Source organism: Flavobacterium gelatinilyticum (assembly GCF_027111295.1).
Classification (GTDB): Bacteria; Bacteroidota; Bacteroidia; order Flavobacteriales; family Flavobacteriaceae; genus Flavobacterium; species Flavobacterium gelatinilyticum.
Genome location: NZ_CP114287.1, coordinates 5,539,869 through 5,562,418, shown reverse-complemented (window position 1 = coordinate 5,562,418; position 22,550 = coordinate 5,539,869). Strand labels below are relative to the sequence as shown.

At 35.7% G+C, this 22,550-nt stretch carries 19 protein-coding genes; 8 read left to right on the top strand and 11 right to left on the bottom strand.

Annotated features, from left to right (window positions below):
- Positions 1–23: 23 nt before the first annotated feature.
- Positions 24–815, bottom strand: coding sequence for an AraC family transcriptional regulator (locus tag OZP11_RS24000; RefSeq protein WP_281233015.1), 792 nt, complete (start codon positions 813–815; stop codon positions 24–26).
- A gap of 127 nt (positions 816–942) precedes the next feature.
- Here OZP11_RS24000 and OZP11_RS23995 point away from each other — a divergent pair, with 127 nt between their 5' ends.
- Both OZP11_RS23995 and OZP11_RS23990 read left to right on the top strand, forming a co-directional pair.
- A complete protein-coding gene (locus OZP11_RS23995) occupies positions 943–2,151 on the top strand; it encodes an MFS transporter (protein ID WP_281233014.1) in 1,209 nt (402 codons plus the stop codon).
- A 418-nt stretch (positions 2,152–2,569) separates the two neighbouring features.
- Positions 2,570–3,940: a phosphatidylserine decarboxylase family protein gene (locus OZP11_RS23990; RefSeq protein WP_281233013.1), complete on the top strand. Its 1,371-nt coding sequence runs from the start codon at positions 2,570–2,572 to the stop codon at positions 3,938–3,940.
- 235 nt (positions 3,941–4,175) lie between these two features.
- Here the strand turns inward: OZP11_RS23990 and OZP11_RS23985 are convergent, their stop codons facing one another.
- Entirely contained in the window at positions 4,176–4,379 is a 204-nt protein-coding gene (locus OZP11_RS23985) for a SymE family type I addiction module toxin (RefSeq protein WP_281233012.1), read from the bottom strand.
- A gap of 164 nt (positions 4,380–4,543) precedes the next feature.
- Here OZP11_RS23985 and OZP11_RS23980 point away from each other — a divergent pair, with 164 nt between their 5' ends.
- Complete coding sequence (locus OZP11_RS23980; RefSeq protein ID WP_281233011.1) at positions 4,544–4,756, top strand: helix-turn-helix transcriptional regulator; 213 nt, start codon at positions 4,544–4,546, stop codon at positions 4,754–4,756.
- 125 nt (positions 4,757–4,881) lie between these two features.
- The gene (locus OZP11_RS23975; RefSeq protein WP_281233010.1) at positions 4,882–5,832 is read left to right on the top strand and encodes a hypothetical protein; all 951 of its coding nucleotides are present in this window, start codon (positions 4,882–4,884) and stop codon (positions 5,830–5,832) included.
- A gap of 124 nt (positions 5,833–5,956) precedes the next feature.
- Here OZP11_RS23975 and OZP11_RS23970 read toward each other — a convergent pair whose 3' ends face one another.
- The 4 genes from OZP11_RS23970 to OZP11_RS23955 all read right to left on the bottom strand — a co-directional run bounded on the left by OZP11_RS23970 (position 5,957) and on the right by OZP11_RS23955 (position 11,660).
- The gene (locus OZP11_RS23970) at positions 5,957–6,286 is read right to left on the bottom strand and encodes a hypothetical protein (RefSeq protein WP_281233009.1); all 330 of its coding nucleotides are present in this window, start codon (positions 6,284–6,286) and stop codon (positions 5,957–5,959) included.
- Between the two features lie 59 nt (positions 6,287–6,345).
- Entirely contained in the window at positions 6,346–7,926 is a 1,581-nt protein-coding gene (locus tag OZP11_RS23965) for a sodium:solute symporter (RefSeq protein WP_281233008.1), read from the bottom strand.
- Positions 7,923–8,987 carry a Gfo/Idh/MocA family protein gene (locus tag OZP11_RS23960; RefSeq protein WP_281233007.1) on the bottom strand — a complete coding sequence of 355 codons (1,065 nt, stop codon included), beginning with the start codon at positions 8,985–8,987 and terminating at the stop codon, positions 7,923–7,925. The genes OZP11_RS23965 and OZP11_RS23960 overlap by 4 nt, the downstream gene beginning before the upstream one ends.
- Before the next feature lie 156 nt (positions 8,988–9,143).
- Positions 9,144–11,660 (bottom strand): L-rhamnose mutarotase, encoded by a 2,517-nt coding sequence (locus OZP11_RS23955; protein ID WP_281233006.1) that lies wholly within the window; start codon positions 11,658–11,660, stop codon positions 9,144–9,146.
- Positions 11,661–12,102: 442 nt separating this feature from the next.
- Here OZP11_RS23955 and OZP11_RS23950 point away from each other — a divergent pair, with 442 nt between their 5' ends.
- On the top strand, positions 12,103–13,788 hold the full coding sequence (locus tag OZP11_RS23950; RefSeq protein ID WP_281233005.1) for a glycoside hydrolase family 28 protein: 1,686 nt from the start codon (positions 12,103–12,105) through the stop codon (positions 13,786–13,788).
- 15 nt (positions 13,789–13,803) lie between these two features.
- Positions 13,804–14,997, top strand: a complete 1,194-nt coding sequence (pelA, locus tag OZP11_RS23945) for a pectate lyase (RefSeq protein WP_281233004.1) — start codon at positions 13,804–13,806, stop codon at positions 14,995–14,997.
- Positions 14,998–15,220: 223 nt separating this feature from the next.
- Here pelA and OZP11_RS23940 read toward each other — a convergent pair whose 3' ends face one another.
- From OZP11_RS23940 to OZP11_RS23920, 5 genes are all read right to left on the bottom strand, one after another.
- On the bottom strand, positions 15,221–16,051 hold the full coding sequence (locus OZP11_RS23940) for an amidohydrolase family protein (RefSeq protein WP_281233003.1): 831 nt from the start codon (positions 16,049–16,051) through the stop codon (positions 15,221–15,223).
- A gap of 5 nt (positions 16,052–16,056) precedes the next feature.
- Complete coding sequence (locus tag OZP11_RS23935) at positions 16,057–16,854, bottom strand: SDR family oxidoreductase (RefSeq protein ID WP_281233002.1); 798 nt, start codon at positions 16,852–16,854, stop codon at positions 16,057–16,059.
- Between the two features lie 216 nt (positions 16,855–17,070).
- The gene (locus OZP11_RS23930) at positions 17,071–18,084 is read right to left on the bottom strand and encodes a zinc-binding alcohol dehydrogenase family protein (protein ID WP_281233001.1); all 1,014 of its coding nucleotides are present in this window, start codon (positions 18,082–18,084) and stop codon (positions 17,071–17,073) included.
- A gap of 17 nt (positions 18,085–18,101) precedes the next feature.
- The gene (locus OZP11_RS23925; RefSeq protein ID WP_281233000.1) at positions 18,102–18,956 is read right to left on the bottom strand and encodes a fumarylacetoacetate hydrolase family protein; all 855 of its coding nucleotides are present in this window, start codon (positions 18,954–18,956) and stop codon (positions 18,102–18,104) included.
- Positions 18,957–19,141: 185 nt separating this feature from the next.
- Positions 19,142–19,906: an SDR family NAD(P)-dependent oxidoreductase gene (locus OZP11_RS23920; RefSeq protein WP_281232999.1), complete on the bottom strand. Its 765-nt coding sequence runs from the start codon at positions 19,904–19,906 to the stop codon at positions 19,142–19,144.
- Positions 19,907–20,243: 337 nt separating this feature from the next.
- On the opposite strand from OZP11_RS23920, the gene OZP11_RS23915 reads away from it, so the two are divergent.
- Together OZP11_RS23915 and OZP11_RS23910 are read left to right on the top strand one after the other, a co-directional pair.
- Complete coding sequence (locus OZP11_RS23915; protein WP_281232998.1) at positions 20,244–21,392, top strand: ABC transporter substrate-binding protein; 1,149 nt, start codon at positions 20,244–20,246, stop codon at positions 21,390–21,392.
- Positions 21,389–22,531 carry a CaiB/BaiF CoA transferase family protein gene (locus tag OZP11_RS23910; protein ID WP_281232997.1) on the top strand — a complete coding sequence of 381 codons (1,143 nt, stop codon included), beginning with the start codon at positions 21,389–21,391 and terminating at the stop codon, positions 22,529–22,531. Before OZP11_RS23915 ends, OZP11_RS23910 begins: the two co-directional genes overlap by 4 nt.
- Positions 22,532–22,550 lie beyond the last annotated feature (19 nt).

Genomic DNA, 22,550 nt, shown 5'->3' with positions numbered 1-22,550 from the left:
GCGTACTATTACGCATTTAAAATTTATGCAATCAGCTTCTCAGACTCGTTTTCATCTTCTAAAATATAGTTAGAAGGTGTTGTTCCTAAATGCTTCTTGAACATAAAAATGAAAGCACTGGCTGTTTCGTAACCCAAATCGAGAGCGATTTCTTTTATAGATTGTTTTTCGCCTAATCTTTTTATGGCTTCGAGTAATTTTAAACGCGTACGCCAATCGCTGAAATTCATTCCTAATTCTTTTATAAACAAACGTGATAAAGTTCGACTGCTCATAAACGAAAGTTCAGCATAATAATCAATCGTGTTTTTGCTGGCAATATCATTCATTAAAAGTTCAACCACTTTTTGCAGTCTTTCATCATTTGTGGTTGGCAAAAAAGTGGCACTTGGTATAATCAACGCCAGTTCATCCAAAAAAACATATATGATTCGTCGCTGCGAATCTGTTAAATTGCCGCTCGTTCCAAAGGAAATGATTTTGAAAACCAATTGCTTTAAAAACATCGGAATATCAAATGAAAAACTGTTCTTCGGCAAGCCTTCCATAACCGACGGATCAATAAAAACACTGTAGTAATTTACGTCTTTCTGAAAAGTAACCTGATGCTCTACTCCACCCGGAAGCCACAAGCCCTGAAGAGGATTCACCACCCAGATATTGTTGCCTACCACAACATTCATTACACCGCGCGTTGCATAGATTAACTGGCCTCTTGGATGCGAATGAGAAATACACTCTTCGTTGGTTACCATTTCGGTATAACCAATAACCGGGATTGAGGAATCAACTTGATATCCAAAATCCGTCGCCATTCTATATGTCCGATATTGACTATTCATTGTCCAAATATAGCAATTTTGACATTCTTATTTATTTCAATTTTGTAAAAAATTAGTACCGCTATAATTTCTAAAATTAAAATTAATCCAAAAACAACTCATGGAAACCGTTAAAGTACAACCAGATGTAATAAAAAAAACAACGTATTCGATACTTTTTATAATCAGCTTTTCGCATTTAATTAATGATCTTTTACAAGCTGTCGTTCCGTCAATATATCCGCTTATTAAAGACAATTTCGGACTGACTTTTACTCAGATCGGGATTATCACTTTTACTTATCAAATCGTAGCTTCGATCTTGCAGCCGTTTGTGGGAATGTATACCGACAAGAATTCTAAACCCTATTCTTTAATTATTGGAATGTGTTTTACCATGACCGGATTATTTCTGGTTTCTATCGCCACTAGTTTTGGATTTTTACTACTGTCTGTAAGTATGATTGGAATTGGGTCTTCTATTTTTCATCCTGAATCGTCTCGTGTAGCGCATTTGGCTTCGGGCGGTAAAAGAGGTCTTGCTCAGTCGATCTTTCAATTGGGCGGAAATGCCGGAAGTGCCATCGGACCTTTGTTGGCTGCTTTTATCATTATTCCGCACGGACAAAGTTATGTGGCCTGGTTTTGTATTATTGCTTTGGTTGGAATTTTTGCTTTGTACAAAATTGCTCTTTGGTATACAGCACATTTATCTGAAAGAATGGCTAATAAGTCAGCTCATAAAATCGAAACACACCATTTATCTAAAAACCGTGTAATTGCTTCGTTAATTATTTTATTGGTTTTGATTTTCTCTAAATACTTCTACATGAGCAGTATTACGAGTTATTATACTTTCTTTTTAATCGATAAATTCCATATTACAATTCAGCAGTCGCAAGTGTATTTATTCTTGTTCTCCGGAGCTGTTGCCGCCGGAACTTTAATTGGAGGACCAATTGGTGACCGTTTTGGAAGAAAATATGTAATCTGGGTTTCTATCTTAGGCGTTGCTCCGTTTACTTTGATGCTGCCTTACGTTTCATTATTCTGGGTTGGAACTTTATCTGTAATCATTGGGTTGATTCTTTCTTCTGCGTTTTCTGCAATTTTAGTTTACGCAACCGAATTAATGCCCGGAAAAGTTGGTCTGGTAGCGGGTCTTTTCTTCGGATTTGCTTTTGGAATGGGCGGATTAGGTTCTGCTGTTTTAGGAAAAATTGCCGATGCAACGAGTATAGAATATGTATTTAAAATTTGTGCTTTTCTGCCGTTGATTGGTATTATCACAGGATTTTTACCGAATATTGAAGGGAGAAAAAAGGCTTAATTTTTAAGTTTTGCCACGAAGTCACTAAGACGCAAAGTTTCTTTTTGAAATATTCAATTGCGTCCAGCTTTAGCTGGATCAAGATTAATAAAAGCTCAAAAGGCTTTAGCCAAAAAAACGTGTAGTTTGGCTAAAGCCTTTTTCTATTCTTGTTTTATACATCCAGTTAAAACTAGAGGCAATTGATCAAAAAGCAGATAGTCTTCAATTTAGAAAACTATCTGCTTTTTATTTACAATCCTTTTCAGAATTTAGCCCAAGGTTTCAACCTTGGGTTATGTTTAAAATTCTTTGCTTCAAAAAAAGTTTCCTATCAACAATATGTCCCTTCATAACACAAAATCGAGCTCTTGTAACTATTTAAAATTTTTGAATTGTTTTCTAAAATACCTTAGTTATTAATTTAACCTAAAAAACTATGGAAACAACTACATTTATCAAAGCGAAACAATTATTGGGAAGCTGGTTACCTCAGGACCCGCAAATTATTGAAAACTGGATATCAAAAATAAAAGAGTTTACCAAAAAAAATCCAACACCGTTCATTCCTGAAATTGTTGAATTTCAAAACCTTGTGTATTCAGACTCTGTTTTATATGCAAATGTGCAGGGAATGTTTGCCGAAGCTCATTTCTTAAAAAAAAGAACGCCCTTACTTTGGGAACCGGAACCTATGACTTTTGAAGATTTCCTTGTTTTACTCAACGGAATCATGCAAACTGCTCCAGAAGCTTATCAAACGGGTGCTCCCGGAAATCAAACACCTGCAGGCATGATTGGTTTTCCTATTAATGCTCTTTTAGCCTGGCCAATGGCAACCAATTTTGGATATGATGTTTTTTCAAACGCATTGGTTAATCAGCAGTTGAAGAAGATATTAAACTACTGGTCTAAATTTTTGGTTTCTGAGGATTCCAGATATGTTTTGATAGAAAATGATCCTTCAGAAAACGTAATTGCATGGTTGAGCGAATTAGCACAATCTGAAATGATGCAGGTTGCTCAAGGAGCTTTAGGTTTAGAACCAAATCCTATTCCTGCTGATGCTACATTCTCTGATGTTTTTCAGTCTGATCCTTCAGATCCCTATTATGGATTTAAAAGCTGGGATGATTTTTTTACCAGATTGTTTTGCCCAGGTGTGCGTCCTGTAACTGCACCTAATGACGATTCGATTATTACAAACGCTTGTGAGTCGGCACCATTGCAAGTGGCTAAAAATGTGGCTTTGTCAGATCAATTTTGGTTGAAAGGACAGCCGTATTCATTAGAAAACATGATGAATTTTGATGAATTAGCGCCTCAGTTTGCTGGAGGAACAGTTTATCAGGCCTTTTTGAGTGCTTTGAGCTATCATCGCTGGCATAGTCCTGTAAACGGCAGAATCGTAAAAACGGAAATTGTAAACGGTACTTATTATTTAGAAAATCTATATCAGGGTTTCTACAATCCAGATGGACCCGATTCGAGTGCGCCTAACAATTCTCAGCCTTTTTTAACAGCTGTTGCCACCAGAGCGCTTATATTTATTGAGGCAGATAATCCTGCAATTGGACTGATGTGTGTAATTCCTGTGGGTATGGCAGAGGTTTCAAGCTGTCAAATAACTGTAAAAGCCGGCGACATTGTAAAAAAAGGCGACGAACTGGGAATGTTCCATTTTGGAGGTTCAACACACTGCCTTCTTTTTAGGCCGGGTGTTAATTTAGATTTCACCTATTATGAAAACCTAGGTTTGGATGCTCCTAATAATATTCGTGTAAACACACAAATAGCAAGAGTGGTTTAGAAAGAGTCTAAGACAATAAAAATAGTTTCATTTTAAAGAGTTAAGACACAAAGTGCATTTTAAACTATTATAATTCAATTGCGTCCAGCATTAGCTGAATGACAGATTGATACAAAGCTTAAAAGGCTTTAGCCAAACTACACGTTTTTTGGCTAAAGCCTTTTTCTATTCTTGTTTTATACCTCCAGTTAAAACTGGAGGCAATTCATAAAACCTGATATTTTTATTTTAAAAATTACTTTATATCAATTTCATTATTTACTGTGATCACGATCTTATTCTGCTGATGCTGAACCGTTACAAATTTATCGCAAGTAAAACCAATTTCCTGAAGCCATTTTCCGCAAAGACGAATTTCAGGAAATATAACATAACGACTATACGATCTTGAAATGTATTTTCTATGAATTTTTAATTGTCTTTTTGCTGATTGTTTCATTTTATTATTTATTTCAAAAAGCAAATATAGTAGGAATTTTAATATAAATAATATTTTTAAGACTATAAATTATTGTTTTAAGGCAATTTTTAGTACTTAAAATATTATTTTTTATTATATTTAAATTATAAGATATTTGCATGAAATAGCAATAAATTAACATTGTGTCGAAACCCAAGTTAAATAGAATAAAGATTGTTTTAATTGAAAACAATAGAAAAAGTAAAGATTTAGCCAATCATTTAGGTAAAACGGTAGCAACTGTTTCGCGTTGGTGTACCAATGAAGCTCAACCTTCTATTGAAACGCTTTATGAGATTTCTAAATATTTAAAGGTTGATATTCGGGAATTGTTGGTTTCTACTTCAAATAAATAAAAGATTTCTCCATAATAAAATTTTAAAAGAAGACATTTGCTGTCTTAAGAAGACACTTTTATCATAAATAAGAAAAATGATGTTAATTTAATTATTTTGTATTATTGTAATTCAAAATAAAAAAGATGTCTGAACCAATAAAAAGAAAATTCAAAATTAACTGGTCAATAGTAATTGCTATTATTTCAATAGCCTTAACAGCATTATGGAAATTTTATCCAGTTGAAGCAACTTTAAAATATAATATTCTATTAAATACAAGTGTATTAGACATAAAAGCAGATGTAGCTAAATTAAAAGTATCTTATGATTCTATCGATTTAATCAAAGGCAAACAAAATGTCTCCATTGTTATAATGCAAGTACGTAACGATGGAAATAAAGACATCAAATTAGAAGATTACGATCGAAATAATGAATTTGGGTTTAGAATTGAAAATGGGAAAATTCTAAATAAACCTGAGATTGTGAGATCATCAGACTTGGGATATTTTTCTGATGTTGTATCTGACTTTACTGAAAATAAAGTAAAATTTAAATATAAATTAATTGATGAAGACCAATTCTGGACTATCAAATTTTTAGTAATACATTCAAAAAAAGAACAAATAAACATTATTCCAATTGGTAAGATTTCTGGAATGAAAAAAATTGATATACCAACAAACGCTGATACCAATGCTGAATTGCTTTTGTTGCGAAGTCAATATAAAAGATCATTGATTCTTTTAGTATCAAGTTTAATGCTTTTAGTTTTATTGATTGCTTTTGTAATTTTAAATTTAAAAAGTAGGCGCTTATTGAGAGAATACTATAAGTCTTTACAAATAGACTCTTTTTCTGAAAAAATTTCCGAAAGTGCTTCCAATGAAGAAATTGGAGATCTTTTACCTTTAGATGAATTAGTAAAATTACAGAAAGGACAACTAATATATCATGAGAAATTTGGTGAAGGAGAGGTTATAGAAATTGAGAAATTTAAAGACATAGGTGATGCAAGAGGCACCTTCAAGTTTGAAAAGAAAACAGTAAAATTGCTTTTAAGATTTGCTCCTCTATACAAATTGAATAAATAAAAACAATTTAAAAAGCGCTTTTCAATTAAACGAAAGCGCTTTTTTAATTATATAATCAATAAATTATTTCTCATAAATTTTAGAAATTTGATTTTGATATTTCAACAAAGAAATTTAATTGATATTATTCTTCTGTAATTAATACCATATAACTACCTAATTTTCCAGAGTTTCCAGTTATCTCTATCGTGCCATTATTATAAGTATAAGTTTGAAAATTTGGATTGAGTTCCATGTGTACTAAATCTGCATACAAAAAATCCCCATCTGAAATAGATATTTGTCCATATTCCATTGTTGTTAAACGTAACTTGACATTCAGTCTTTCACTTATTACTTTTCTTTTAAATTTATATTCTATAAATCCATTGAATATTTCATCTCCGTTTCCTTGTTGTTGTTTTTCTTTTAATTGACTTCTAAATTCTCCAAACGCTGATAAATTTTCGTTCATAATTTTTATATAATTAACAATTTTATTCTTTATAAAATTACAGTTTTTTTAAACATAATTTAATTCCCATTAAAAACCAAATACAAAGCCAAAATCACCAATCCTAGCAATCCAAACAACAACTTCACTTGCTTACTAGTTTTAGGAATATCAGTTTCATCTGAAACATTAACCTCTGGATTTTTATCCACTAAAGAAATAATCACTGCAGCAATTAAAAGCACAGCAAAAATGTAAAACGAAATCAATAAAAAGTGAGGCCAAACCGGGTATTTGTCGGCTGGGAAAATCCATAAATATAAAACTCCAACAAATAAGCTAAAAGCAGAACCCCAAGAAAGCGTTGCATTTACGGCTTTTTTAGTGGTACGTTTCCAGAAAACACTCAAAAGGAAAACAACAGATAACGAAGGCGCCAAGAAACCTAAAACCGCCTGAAAAATGTTGAATAAATTCTGTCCTTTGATATTGTCAATCGCAACGGCAATCAAGATCGCAAATACACATCCTGCTGCAATCGTTAAACGACCAATTTTTATTTGATCTTTAATAGTCGCTGTCGGATTGATTTTCTTTACATAAATATCATTTGTAAAAACGGTACTCAAAGCATTCAGCGAAGAACCAATTGTTCCTACCAAAACGGCAATCATTACACAAATTACCAATCCGTTCATTCCGCTTGGGAAAAGGTTTGTAACCATTGTCATATAAGCCAAATCGGAGTTGCTTCCTAATTCCGGATATAAAGCGTAACATAAAATTCCAGGTAAAATAAATAACGGAAGCGCCATTACTTTCAACCATCCAATAAAGTTAACCCCAAGTTGTCCTTGTTCTAAGTTTTTCGCTCCCAGAACGCTCTGCACCATCGATTGATCGGTACAGAAAAAAGCAACTGCAGCAACTGGATATCCTAATAAAATAGCTGGCCACGGATAACTTGCATCATCAGAAGGACGAACTAAATTCCAAAAATTAGATGGTGTTTTTGCTGCTAAAGCTTCGATTCCGCCTACTTTTTGCAATCCTAAATATGAAAGCGTTAATGAAACTACAATCAGCAGAATCATCTGAAAAACATTAACTTTGGCAATCGCTTTTAATCCTCCTGCAAAAGTGAAAATTCCAGAGAAAATCACTAAAACAGTAACACTCTGCCACATTGGAATTCCCAGAATCTGACGCACTAAAACGCCTCCGCTGAATAGTCCTAAAGAAAGCCAGCTAACCAAGATTTTTACCAAAGCGTACCAAGCTAAAATGTTTTGGGTACTGTCGCCGTAGCGTTTTCCCATATATTCGGGCATTGTACTTACTTTACTCGCAATATAACGCGGTGCAAAAACCATCGCCAAAAGCAGTAAAAAAACAAAGGCGTACCATTCGAAATTTCCTGCTACGATTCCCGTTGCGTAACCAATACTGGCAAAGGCTAATAAAGACGACGGACCAACATTGGTTCCCCACATATTAAACCCGATGCTGTACCAGTTTAATGAATTTCCAGCCAGGAAAAGCGTTTCGTCTTTCTTTCTCTGCTTGACACTTACCACATAACCAATGATTAATAATGCGACCAAATAACCAGCCACAATTACAAAATCAAGTGTCGTTAATTTATCGTAGATACTGTTCATAGTCCGTATTCGTTAAGAATATCGGCAATTTTAACCGGCATTCCAGTTTGCAGCGATTTGTCCATTGCTTTTAATAAAGCTACGGTTCCAATTCCTTCTTCCATGTTTGGATACGCTTCGAAACCTTGTTCGATACTATCTACAAAGTATTCTAAATAGTTCTGATATTCGCCGCCATGATGACTTTGTCCTTCAAAACGAAAATAATATTTTAAAGTGCTATCACCCCAAGTAATTACTTTTTCTTCGCCAGTTTTATCGGTAACCGCATAACGCAATTCGTGATAATCTGCCTGGCTTGCTCCTTCTGTTGCTCTTAAAATGGTACTCATGCCACTGTCGCGCTGCGCTGGCTGAGTCGGTGACGTATACACACCGCTTACACGTGCAATTCTTCCGTCAGTTGCTTTGAAGATAAAGTGCATTGTATCTTCATTTTTCAATCCAGCTGATTGTCCATTTGCACTGATCATTCCGTAACCCATTACTTCCTGAATGTTTGGCAAATACCATCTGATGAAATCTACAGGATGGCTCAAACCTCCGTACAACCATTTAAAGGATTGCAATAAAGACCATTCTTTCTTTAAAAACCATCTATGATCAGCATGATATTGTGCTTCAATGGTAATTAAATCTCCAATTAATCCTGCTTCATAATCGGCTCTTTGTCTTTTTGCTGGTTCGAAAAAACGTGAACTCTGCCCAATAAAAACCTTTTTTCCTGTTGATTTACTTAAATCTAAAAGCTCTTTCGCATCCGAAAGATCATCTATAAAAGGTTTTGTACAAACCACATGTTTTCCATGCAATAAAGCTTGTTTTACGTGTTGTGCATGCAAATGATCTGGCGTATAAATCGCGATAATATCAATTGATGCATCGTTTAGTAAATCATCGTAATTGGTTGTGTACGAATGAAAATCGAATTCTTTTGCTCGCTGCTTGCAGATTTCTTCATTTCTGTCGCACACTTTTACAAGTTCTAATTTTGAACTTTCTAAAGCCGCCGACATTGTGCTTCGTCCTTCTCCAAGTCCCAGAATGGCTATTTTTAACATGAGGTGTGGTTATTTAGATTGTTGATTTTAGGTTTTAGATTGTTTTCGAAATCTTCTTTGAGGTTAGTTTTATTTTTCACGCAGATTAAGCAGATCAAACAGATTTGTTTCTTCTTGCTTCTTTCCTCTTTTATTTCTTCTTGCTTCTTTCCTCTTTTATTTCTTCTCTTCTACATTCACTTTATTCAAGAAAATCCACGTTTCATCAGGTTTTGTACCATCGATGCCGCTTTGGTATTTTTTCATTAAAGCATTCCAATCGTCTACACGCGGATTGTTTTGTGTTGTTTTAGGGTTTAGCTTATCCAGATTTTCCCCTTTCGGAATACTGATTACCAAGATCAATTGGCGGTCTTTTTTAAAGACTTGCAATTGTTGGAAATCGGCATTACAGAAACCTTTTGCTACTTCCGGCCATTTCTCGAATTGCGTTTTGTGATACTCTACATATTCTTTTTGCAGTTTTTCATCAGCAGGAAGATTCGCAGTTAAAACCACATTTTCCCAATCTGATGCCGGTTTTGAATCTTTACATCTTTCGAAGTTTTGGAAATCGTAAACCAGATCTTCATAAATTTTAATTTCTAAAGAAGGAAAAGCACCCGCCAGTTTTCGCTTAGTTCTTTCCGGCTGATTCATTTTTCCGTAAATCACCAAATGATTTTTCCATTGGTACAATTCCTGACCCACGATTCTAAATCCAACTAAAGTCGATTTGATTTTTTCGATGTCAAAATCAGAACCTATCAATTCGATTGCGTATGGTTTTGGCATTTCCTGCAATCCCCATTTTTCATCGATTACAACTTCTTTTTCCAAATCTTTGTACGGCGCTCTAATTCCGGCAGCATCTTTGATTTTTGTGCTTACGTAAGGATCGTTGTGTTCCCAGATATTTCCTTTTGGACCGTTATGGTTTTTCAGGATTTTCTTTTCGGCAATCCAGTTGTTTTTAATTGTAAAACCTTCAGAACCTTCATCGGTATACAAATACAACCATAAAAACGGATCGTGCGCATACGGACTGTTGTAAACTTTATCAATATAGTTTTCTTCAATTCGGCTTCCAGGCTGTGCAGAAAGCGTATAGATTCCCGCTACATCATGTAAATGTTTGGCGTAATGGTGAATTTTATTTTTCAGGATTTTGTTGTTCTGCATCACGTTTGGCGTGTGCGTCCAACCCCATCCCATTGCCATTCCGGAGTACGATACATCTGAAATTTCGTTGTGCTCGATTGTAATATTTCTAACAAAACCTGCGCTGATTCCCAGAGTTCCCCAATCTTCATTGGTAACGTTTGTAATTAAATTATCGGCAATTACTTCATCAGAGCACATTTCTCTTTCATCTTTTATGATTAAAGGCAAATGTGCTTCAAAAGCTTCTTCAGAAAAAATACCAACATTGATGGCACTTCCACCAATATCTTTAAATAAATTTCCTTTTACGGTATTGTGATTTGTTCCTTTATTTAAATCTAAACCAGTCGAAGCCAAATGCTCAAAACGGCAGGATTCAAACTGAATATTATTCGAATAATTTACTTCAACCGCGGCGCGAGGTCTTCCTACCCAAGCCTGATTTTCTAAATTTGCCTGATTTGGAGTTCCCGGCTGTTTCAATTTGTAAGCGTCTAATAAATACAAACCGGATTGCAGCGGCACGTGACCTTGCTGCGAAGGACGAAGCCAGTTGCTGTATTGAAACGAAATTCCTTTAAATCTAAAATGATGCACAGGAGAATCTATTGTTCCTTTTACTTCAACTAAATTTTCTAAAACCGGAGCGGTAACGGTAACCGAATTAATTTCTTCACCAGCTCTTGGAATGTAATAGATTTTAGCATTTTTCTTGTCTAAATACCATTCTCCGGGCTCGTTTAAAAGTGAAAATGCATTGTTTAAAAAATAAGCCGAATTTCCGTTGTTTTTAGAAATCCACGGTGCCGGCCACGGATGCTCGCTTTGAATACGGCTTTCCGGTTCTTCAAAAGAAAGCTTTGCACTGTCTTTTTTTACTTCAATATTTTTGATACGCAGGTTGGCATTTGACCACCATTGTACAATAAACATTTCCATTCCCGGTTCGAACTTAACGGATTTATCCTTAAACGGAATCCAGCAGGTTTGTTCTTCGTGATTCCAAGACAGAATGCGTTCCATTGTGGTTCCAGCAGTATTTTTGGCTCTTACGGCTTTTTTACCATTTACCCATAATTGTCTGTAATCGATAATGCTTCCGGCTTTTTTTGGAGCATCGGCCACCCAGACCGTGCCTTTTTTAAGTCCGTTGATAACAGTTGTCGATTTTGTCCAGTTTTTAATTTCAACACCGCCGCTGATAATAGGTTTAGCATTCACATCGGCTTCAATTGTAGTAGGACTTTCTGCTGTTCCGGAATCTTCAGGTCTTACGAATAAAGGTTCGTTTAAATAATACGTTCCGTTCATGACAATGATACGAATACCGTCTTTTACAGAAGGGTCTTTTAAACGACGAAGTTCTCGGGCTTTTCTCATCGCCATATGAACCGTTGCCAGCGGATTCTCTTTTGTTCCTGTGTTTTTGTCGTTCCCTTTTGGAGAAACCCAGATTTCTGCTGCATTTGCCGAAATTGCAAACAGCATTAAAAAGACGATCAGTAATTTGTTGAAAGGAATTAATCGCATTATTCTTGTTTTTTACTTTTTCTTTGTTAAAAATTATCAGCTTAAAAATTTAAAGTACTAAAAAATTTACTTCTGAAGTTATTTTAACAATTAAATTAAATATTCGGCACAATTTAAAAGAACATAAAATTATTAGTATCCTGTACCCTCCTGTTTCGGGCGTAAACAATTGGTTTTTCAGGCTGTTTCTTCGATTTTTCGATCAAAACCAAATTCAGTTTTTACTTCAATTTGGAGCATAAAAAAATCAAATTCATAAAAAATATGTGATAATTGGACCGAAAATGTCGTTTCGTAATATTTTTTTAATAGATTTGTGTAATCGATTACATTATTAAATTATTATTTAAAAAGAGTATTTTTATTTATCAGTTAAAATAACAAGAAATAAAAAACCGACTCAGCAATCGAAAAAATAAATTTTAACCAAAATACAAGCAGAATGAAAACTAACCCAATCCACCTTTTATGTATTGCCGTGACCATGCTTACGACCGGTTTATGCAGTACAGCTTTTGCACAGAAGTCTTCTTATGACACGTATAAAAACATTGAGTTTAAAATGGCAAAAGTAAAAGAACCTGTAATTCCTAAAAACAGCGTTAATATAAAAGATTTTGGTGCCGTAAATGGCGGTTATGTTTTAAATACTAAGGCTTTCGCCGATGCTATAGAAGCGGTTTCAAAAAAAGGAGGCGGAAAAGTGATCATTCCGCCGGGAATCTGGCTTACAGGTCCAATCATCTTAAAAAGTAATCTTGAACTTCATGCCGAAACCGGGGCTTTGATTAAATTTTCGACAGATAAATCCCTTTACCCAATTATTGAGACCAGTTTTGAAGGTTTAAACACCTGGCGATGCATCTCTCCTATTTACGGCAAAAACCTAGAAAACATTGCTTTTACAGGAAATGGTGTCTGGGATGGTTCCGGTGAAGCCTGGAGACAGGTTAAGAAAAGTAAACTAACTGATGATCAATGGAAAAAACTGGTGGCTTCGGGCGGTGTTTTAAATGAAAAGAAAGACAGCTGGTATCCATCTGAACAATATTTAAAAGGCGCAAAAGGGGCAGACCAAAATGTGCGTCATGATTTAAAAACAAAAGAAGATTTTGAAGCGGTTCATGATTTCCTTCGTCCGGTTTTGGTTAGCATTCAGAATAGTAAAAAGGTGATGTTTGACGGTCCTGTTTTTCAAAATTCGCCTGCATGGAATCTTCATCCTTTATTAATTGAAGATTTAATTGTGCGAAATGTAACGGTTAGAAATCCGTGGTTTTCTCAAAACGGTGACGGACTTGATGTTGAATCCTGCAAAAATGTTATCATTGAAAATTCCAGTTTTGATGTGGGTGACGACGCAATCTGCATTAAATCAGGTAAAGATAAGGATGGACGTGACAGAGGTGTGGCCTGCGAAAATATCATTGTAAAAAATAATATTGTATATCATGGCCATGGCGGTGTAACAGTTGGAAGCGAAATGTCAGGCGGTGTAAAAAACCTGCATGTTTCAAATTGTACTTTTATGGGAACTGATGTTGGACTTCGTTTTAAAAGTACACGAGGACGCGGCGGTGTTGTGGAAAACGTATATATTTCGGATGTTTTTATGACAGATATTCCCTCTCAGGCAATTTCTTTTGATTTGTATTACGGCGGGAAATCGATTGCTGAAACTCTGGCAGAAGGCGGAAATACAGTAAGCACAAAAGCAGTTCCGGTAAACGAAGAAACACCTCAGTTTAAAAATATTTTAATTAAAAATGTTACAATTAAAGGTGCACAGCAGGCTGTATTTTTACAAGGCCTTCCTGAAATGAATCTGGAAAACATTGAAATCTCGAACTTAACTGCAGCGGCAGAAAAAGGTTTTTCGATTATTGATGCAAACGGAATTAAAATCAGTAATGCGAGTCTTGACATTAAAAACACAAATGTTTTCGAAATTTACAATGTAAAAAACATGTCTCTGAATAATGTAGATTTTAATTCGGTTTCTCCTAAAGCGGTTAATATCAACGGTGACGGCAACGCGAATATCGAATTGGTATCTTCTAAAAAAACTGATTTTTCTAAAACAACGACGCTTGGCAGCAATGTTCCAAAGGGCGCTGTAAAATTCTAAAAACAAAGTAGTTTTATGTTCAACAAAAAGTCTAAAAACGCTCTATTATTTGTTTTCTATGTTTCTTCATTTTCTTTTTTTCAGGTAAATGCACAAACCAAAGATGAAAAAACGGCTATCACTACAAAAGTATTTTCAGACGCTACGAATCATTGGTACCATATTAAAGACAAAACGAATATTGTAAACCCAGTCGAAAATCAGCCTCAGTATGCTGAAACTGATTACGCAAAAATTGCTGATAATATTTTGCTTTTTCAGCGCAGCAATGGCGGATGGCCAAAGAATTATGACATGAAAGCAATTCTGACGCCAAAACAGATTGATACAGTTATAAAAACAAAACCAATTCTGCATACGACTTTTGATAATGAAACAACGTATACACATATCGATTATCTGGCAAAGGTGTATGCTTTAACAAAAGAACCAAAATATAAAGAAGGAGCGCTAAAAGGAATTGATTTTGTTATGGAAGCACAATATAAAAACGGCGGATGGCCTCAGTATTATCCGCTTGAAAAAGGATACAGCCGGCATATCACCTTCAACGATGGGGCTTATATGGGTATTATGAATTTGTTGAAGAAAATCGTAACTAATGATCCGGATTACGATTTTATAGACCAAAAAACAAGAGATAAAGTAATCTCTGCATACCAAAAAGGGTTAGACTGTATTTTAAAAATGCAGATTGTCGATAACGGAAAACTGACTGCATGGTGCCAGCAGCATGATGAAATTACGTTATTACCGGCCTGGGCGCGTAAATTTGAACCGCCAAGCATCTGTAATGCTGAAAGTGTAGACATTGTTTTGTTTTTAATGGCAGTTGATAAACCAGATCAAAAGATTATTAATTCGGTTCAGAGCGCTGTAAAATGGTTTCAGGATTCTAAAATTTACAACACTAGGGTTGAAAGTTTCAAAGCCCCTGAAATGGATTCGAAATATAAAAAGATCACAAACGATGTACGTGTAGTAACAGATACGACAGCACCGCCAATCTGGACGCGTTATTATGAATTAAAAACACACAGACCTTTATTTTCTGACCGTAACAGCGAAATATTATATTCACTCGCAGAAGTAAGCCGTGAAAGACGAAGTGGTTATGCCTGGTATACGGACAGACCGGAAAAGGCTTTGAAAAAATATCCGGCATGGCAGAAAAAATGGGCGCCTGATGTGAATGTTTTGAAGGAGTAAAAAATATTTTAGCCACAGATTAAAGGATTAACATGATTAAAAAATCATTGTAAATCTTATAATCTGCGGCTATTTTTTTTTTCAGTTTTGTCATTTTAACTGAAAGGAGAAATCACACTAGAAACTCGACAAAGATTGGCGATTTACATTACGGAATCCCGCGTGTGATTTCTCCTTTCAGTCGAAATGACATACTTTTAGTTAACTATGAATCATTCATAATTTATAACTTATAAAAAGAATTCGCATTTTCAAACCAAATTTTATTTTGGTCTTCTGTCGAAAATTTCGAAATATAGTCTTCTAAAGTTTTAACCACTTCTTTATAATCTGAAGCGACATTAAGAACCGGCCAGTCAGATCCATACATTAGTTTGTCTGGAGAAAAGTTTTCAAAAATAACATCTAAGTACGGTTTTAAATCTTCTGGTTTCCAGTTTTTCCAGTCGGCTTCTGTGACCATTCCGGAGATTTTACACCATACATTATCGTATTTTGCGATTTCTTCGATACCTTTTTTCCATGAATCAATACTTCCTGATTTTATATCCGGTTTGGCAATATGATCTATTACAAAATTCTGCTCCGGAAAATCCTTTACCAGACTTATCGCAGCCGGTAATTGACGGTGGAAAATCAGAATATCGTAAGTGTAATTAAAGTCTTTTAAAGCAGTAATTCCTCTTCTAAACTCTGAACCATACATAAAATCATCGGCTTCACCCTGAACTACATGACGAAATCCTTTTACTTTTTTATAAGAAGAAAAATGACGTAAACGCTCTACAATAGCTGCATCACGAAGATCAACCCAGCCAACAATTCCTTTTATAAAATCATTTTTAGAAGCTAAATCAATAAGAAAATGCGTTTCTTCTTCAGACTGGCTTGCTTGTACAGCAACACAGCCTTCAAAATGATTTTCTTTTAATAACGGCTGTAAATCTTCTGGCAGAAAATCCCTTTGAATTACCGCCATAGTCTCATCGATCCAGCTGTCTCTAACAGGATCAAATTTCCAAAAATGCTGATGCGAATCAATTCGGTTCCCCATGCTTTTTAGTTTACATCACTAATTAAAGCACGGTCTAAATGCACATAACCGCCATCTACAAAAACGAATTGTCCTGTAGTATGCGAAGAACGATCAGAAATAATGAAAAGTGCCGTATCTGCAATTTCTTCTGTTTTCGTCATTCTGCTTTCAAACGGAATACTTTTGTTGATTTTCTTTAAAACGTTCTCACCGTCTTCAAGTGTTTTAATCCAGTCTTCGTATGCCGGAGTATAACTCTCAGCAATAATAATAGCATTTGAACGGATTCCAAACTGAATCAAATCTACCGCCCATTCTCTTGTAAGTCCTAAAACGCCTCCTTTTGCAGCAGCGTAACCGGAAGTTCCTCCCTGTCCTGTTAAAGCTACTTTTGAACCAATATTTAAGATATTTCCTTTTGATTCTTTTAAGAACGGAAGTGCATGTTTTACCAGCAAAAAGTAACTCACTACATTCAGTTTCAAAGAATCCATAAATTCTTCGTAAGTAGCATCCAGACCTGCACCGTCATTAACACCAACGTTGTTAATTACGGCATCGATTCTTCCGTATTTTGCAGCGATTGTTTTTACCGCATTTTCCATTTCAACAGGATCGGTAACATTGGTCTGAACAAAGATAGAATCAATTCCTCTTTTTTGAAGTTTTTCAGCGTAGCCAAAACCTCTTGCGTTTCTGTCTACCAAAACCGGAATTGCACCTTCATCTGCCAGTCTGTTGATCATTGTTTCGCCAATACTGCCTTCTTTACCAGCCGAACCGGAAACAACGACAATTTTATTTTTTAAATTTAAATCCATTTCTTTTATGTTAGATGTGATTTGTAAAATGTGAAATGCTTTTTCTTGTAAAACGTAAATTGTGAGATGTGAAATGTTAATTGTGAAATGTGAGATGTGAATTGTAAAATGTAAGAAGCAGGTCTTACTCTTGAAGATTTTAGATAAATCCGGTTTCCTTTTTCAGCTTACATCTTACAATTCACATTTCGCTAATTACTTTTCACCAATTACTAATTACTCAATTTCAATCAACGCTTTGATTACATTATTTTTAGGATCAACCAGATTTTCAAAATCCGTAATCATTTCAGAAAATGTTGTTCTGTGCGTGATGTACTTCTTAGGATCGATTTTTCCTTCTTTCAGGCATTTCATTACATATTCAAAATCTTCGATTGTTGCATTTCTGCTGCTCATCAAAGTCGATTCTCTTTTGTGGAAATCCGGATGACTGAAACTCAGTTCTCCTTTTTGAAGCCCGACCAAAACGAATCTTCCGCCATGCGAAATATAATTGAAAGCCCCGTTCATTACTTTCTGATTTCCGGTAGCATCAATCACCACATTCGCCATGTCGCCGTTTGTCAACTCAGCCAGCTTAGCCGCTACATCGTCGTTTAACGGATTAATAGTTTCATCTGCATTCAATTCTGTTTTGCAGAAATTCAATCGGTAATCGTTGATGTCCATTACGATAACTCTCGCTCCGGCAATTTTAGCAAACTGAATCAGTCCAATACCAATTGGCCCTGCTCCCATTACTAAAACTGTATCTGTAGACTTCACTGCTGCTCTTCTAACGCCGTGTGCAGCAATAGCAAGCGGCTCAATCAAAGCCAGTTCATCATAATCTAATCCCTGACCATGCAATAAATACTGCTCCGGAATCGCAACATATTCGGCCATTCCGCCATCAATATGCACTCCAAAAACTTTAATATTTACACAGCAGTTTGTCAATCCATTTCGACAAGCCACACATTTTCCGCAGTTGAAATACGGAATAAAAGTTACTTTATCGCCCGGTTTAAAACCTGCCGCATTTCCTTTTACATATTCTGCCGCCAGTTCGTGTCCTAAAATCCTTGGATATTCAAAATACGGCTGTGTTCCTCCAAAAGCATGAATATCAGTTCCGCAGATTCCGATTCTTTTTATCTTCAAAAGAACTTCACCTTCTTTTGGTTCCGGAATACTTGTTTCTTTTAATTTAAATTCTTTCGGTTTTTCGCATACAATAAATTTCATCTTCAAATATTTTTAGATTACTTTTTATAGGCAACAGCAGTTTGTTTGCTCGTTCCCAAACCTTCGATTCCAAGTTCGATAACGTCACCTGCTTTAATGTAAACCGGTTCCGGCTTAATTCCTAAACCAACTCCCGGAGGCGTTCCTGTACTGATAATATCACCAGGAAGCAAAGTCATGAACTGGCTTAAATAGTGTACTAAATAAGGAATTTTGAAAACTAAATTTAAGGTGTTGCTGTCCTGGTATTTTTTACCGTTTACAGTCAGCCACATTTTTAAATTATCTACGTCAGCTACTTCGTCTTTTGTAGCAAGAAATGGCCCAAGAGGCGCAAAAGTATCGCTTCCTTTGCCTTTTGCCCATTGTCCGCCGCGCTCTAACTGAAACGCTCTTTCGCTGTAATCATTCAATAAAGCATATCCGGCAACATAATCCAAAGCTTCAGCTTCTTCAACGTAACTTGCTTTTTTACCCACTACAAATGCTAATTCTACTTCCCAGTCCGTTTTTTCACTGTTTTTAGGAATGATCAAATCATCGTCTGGTCCGCATAAAGAAGTAGTCGATTTAAAGAAAATAATTGGTTCTGTTGGAATTGGTGCATTGGTTTCTTTACAGTGGTCTACATAATTCAATCCAATACAGATTATTTTTGAAGGTCTTGCAACCGGAGAACCTAAACGTACGCTGGCATCCACTTCAGGTAAAGATGGATTGCTCTCTAATGCTTTTTGTAATTTTTCTAAGCCGTTTTCTTCAAAAAAGCTTTCGTTAAAGTCTGAAACTATAGAAGAAACATCATATCTTTTTTCACCAATTATAACTCCTGGTTTTTCTTTTCCGATTTCTCCAAAACGTATTAATTTCATTTTTTTATGTTTTTTGATTATTATTTTTTTAGGTGCTAAGGTTCTGAGATACTAAGGTTCTAAGTTTTTTTCTTCGAAAACTCAGCTTCAGACTTTAGCTGGATATTTTTTAGATTTTAAGACGCAGGATCTAAGCGTTAGAGAAAACCTCAGAACCTTAGTATCTCAGCGGCTTAGAACCTTCTCTAGTTATTCAACTTGATAAACCCTCCGTCGATTGGGTAATCGCATCCGGTAATGAAACCAGCTTCTTCGCTGCATAAGTACAAAGCAAGAGCGGCAACTTCATCTGGTTTTCCCATACGGCCTATTGGCTGTGATTTAGAAAGTTTATCGAATATTTCTTCTTCTTTTCCTGCGTAGTTTTTAGAAATAAAACCATCTACAAAAGGCGTATGAACCCTTGCAGGCGAAATAGAATTACATCTGATGTTTTCGCTTAAATAATCCCTCGCTACAGATAAAGTCATTGCCATTACGGCTCCTTTAGCTGTTGAATAGGCAAAACGATCAGAGATTCCAACCCATGCTGCGATCGAAGCCATATTTAAGATAACACCTCCGTTTGAAAGTCTGAATTGTGGAATAGCAGCGTACAAACAGTTGTAAACTCCTTTCACATTTACCTCCATTACACGGTCAAAATCAGCTTCTGAAGTTGTATCAACTTTACCAACATTAGCGATTCCGGCATTATTAACAAGAATATTAATGTTTCCAATTTTTTCAAAAGCGGCTTGTACTTCCGATTGTTTAGCCACATTGCACGCATAAGAGAAAACTTTTCCTCCTGCTTGTTTTATCTCATCGACTGCATCCTGAGCACTTTCTATAGTTAAATCAATAATGTGAACTTCTGCTCCCTGTTTAGCAAACAAGGCTGCGATTGCACGTCCAATCCCGCTTCCGCCTCCGGTGATGACCGCTTTTTTATTCTGTAATGAAAACATCTTAATTAGGTATTAAATTTTAAAATTTGGTATTTGCGTAAGTTAAACATTTTTTCCGAAAATCATAAATGTAAAAACTACAATTACAAATGTAATCGATTAAATCTAAAATAGCATTTTTATTTATTATTTATATAGCAAAATGATCATTCTTTAATAAATTATAACATTTTTTACACGCTTTGTAAAAAAATTACCGCCAAACATTACATTTTTCAAAAAAATCAATGTAAAAAGTTACATTTTCTTGGTCATTTCAATCTTATTTCTAATTTTGTAATTGTATTTTTTACATTTATTACTGCGAACAAATTTTACGACTAAATATTCCTGCAAAATGATAAAATTAAAAGGCATAACCTGGAACCATACGCGAGGGCTGCTCCCAATGGTTGCCACTTCACAGCGTTTTACCGAATTGAATCCGGAAATTGAAATTACCTGGGAAAAAAGAAGTTTACAAGAATTCGCCGATGCTTCAATCGAAGACCTGGCAAAAAGATTCGATTTATTGGTAATCGATCATCCATGGACGGGCTTTGGAGCGCATACAAAAGCGATTCTTCCTTTATCTGATTATCTTCCTGCTGCTTATATTAAAGATCAGGAAATTAATACCGTTGGAAAATCATACGGAAGTTATGTCTTCAGCAATAAATTATGGGCGCTGCCAATTGATGCCGCGACACCCATTGCAGCGGCACGTTTGGATATTTTAGAGAAAAAAGGGCTGGAAGTTCCTCAGACATATGATGATTTATTGGCTTTAGCCAAAAAAGGATTAGTTGCTTTTGCCGGAATTCCGGTAGATGTTTTAATGAGCTTTTATATGTTTTGCTGCAGTTTAAGCGAAGCCCCTTTTCAAAATGAAGAAAGAGTAATTTCTCCGGAAACCGGAAAAAAAGCGTTACAAATGTTCCGTGAACTGGCACAATTAATTGATCCGGCGAACTTTAACCGAAATCCAATTCAGGTTTATGAGGCAATGGTAAATTCTGATGAAATTGCCTACTGCCCTTTTGCTTACGGATATTCTAATTATTCAAGAGCAGGTTACAGCAAAAACCTTCTTCATTTTTATGACTTGGTAAAATTAAATAATGCGTCAATGATTTCTTCTCTTGGAGGAACCGGTTTAGCTGTCTCATCTTTCAGCCAGCACATTCCGGAAGCAATTCGTTATGCTGAATTTACAGGTTCGTCACATACGCAGCAGAATATTTTTGCTGATAACGGAGGCCAGCCGGGACATTTACAGGCATGGAAAAACGACAGAATCAATTCTATTACAAATAATTATTTCAAAAATACACTTCCGGCTTTAGAAAGAGCTTTTTTAAGACCAAGATATTCAGGACATATGCATTTTCAGGATCATGCGGGCGATGTTGTTCGTAATTATCTGATGAACGGCGGCAATGAAGAACAGGTTTTAGAAGAAATGAACGCGCTTTATGCCGAATCTTTAAAATTACAGCATTCATGAAACCATTAGAAGGATTAATTGTATTAGAATTCTGCCAGTTTCTGGCGGGTCCGTCTGCGGGTTTAAAACTGGCTGATTTGGGCGCACGCGTTATTAAAATCGAGCGTCCGGTAAAAGGCGAAGCCTGCCGTCAGTTAAGCATTAAAGATCTTTTTGTAGACGACAGCAGTCTTTTGTTTCATACCATCAACAGAAATAAAGAATCTTTTGCGGCCGATTTAAAAAATCCCGACGATCTGGTTTTAATCAAAAAACTGATCGAAAAGGCCGATATTATGACCCATAATTTCAGACCTGGGGTGATGGAAAAAATCGGATTGGATTTTGAAACCACGCTGACAATTAATCCTAAAATAATATACGGAACCATAACAGGCTACGGTGATAAAGGTCCGTGGGCCAAAAAACCGGGACAGGATTTATTATTACAATCACTTTCGGGTTTAAGCTGGTTAAGCGGACGCAAAAGTCAGGGACCAGTTCCGTTTGGTCTCGCGGTTGCCGATTTAATGTGCGGCAATCATTTTGTTCAGGGAATTTTAGCGGCACTGCTTAAAAGAGCCAAAACCGGAAAAGGTGTTTTGGTCGAAGTAAGTCTGCTGGAATCTATTTTAGATGTTCAGTTTGAAGCCCTTACTTCATTTTTAAACGATGGCGGACAACAGCCTGAACGCGGTGACGTAAAAGGAAGTGCACATGCTTTTCTAAGCGCTCCGTACGGTGTTTACAAAACACAAGACGATTATATTTCGCTTGCCATGGGTGATTTGCTTTTTATAGGAAATACACTTGGCGTCGATCTTTCTCAATATGCTGATAAACATCTTTGGTTTGAAAAAAGAGATGAAATCAGAGAAATTTTAGCAGAAAAATTATTGACACAAAAAGCAGATTACTGGCTTGAATTATTACAAAAACAAGGTATTTGGTGCGGTAAAGTTTTTGATTACGAAACTTTAGACCAACAGGCTTTTGTAAACGATTTACAGCTCAAACAAACTGTAAAAAATGAAGAAGGCGAAACTTTGGTTACAACCAGAAGCCCTATTCAATTGGATGGTAAAATTTTGCTAAGCGAAAAAGCGGCACCAAAAGTAGGTCAGAATAATGCAGCAATACATAAGGGGTTAATTGGTTAATCGGTTAAACAAACAAAAA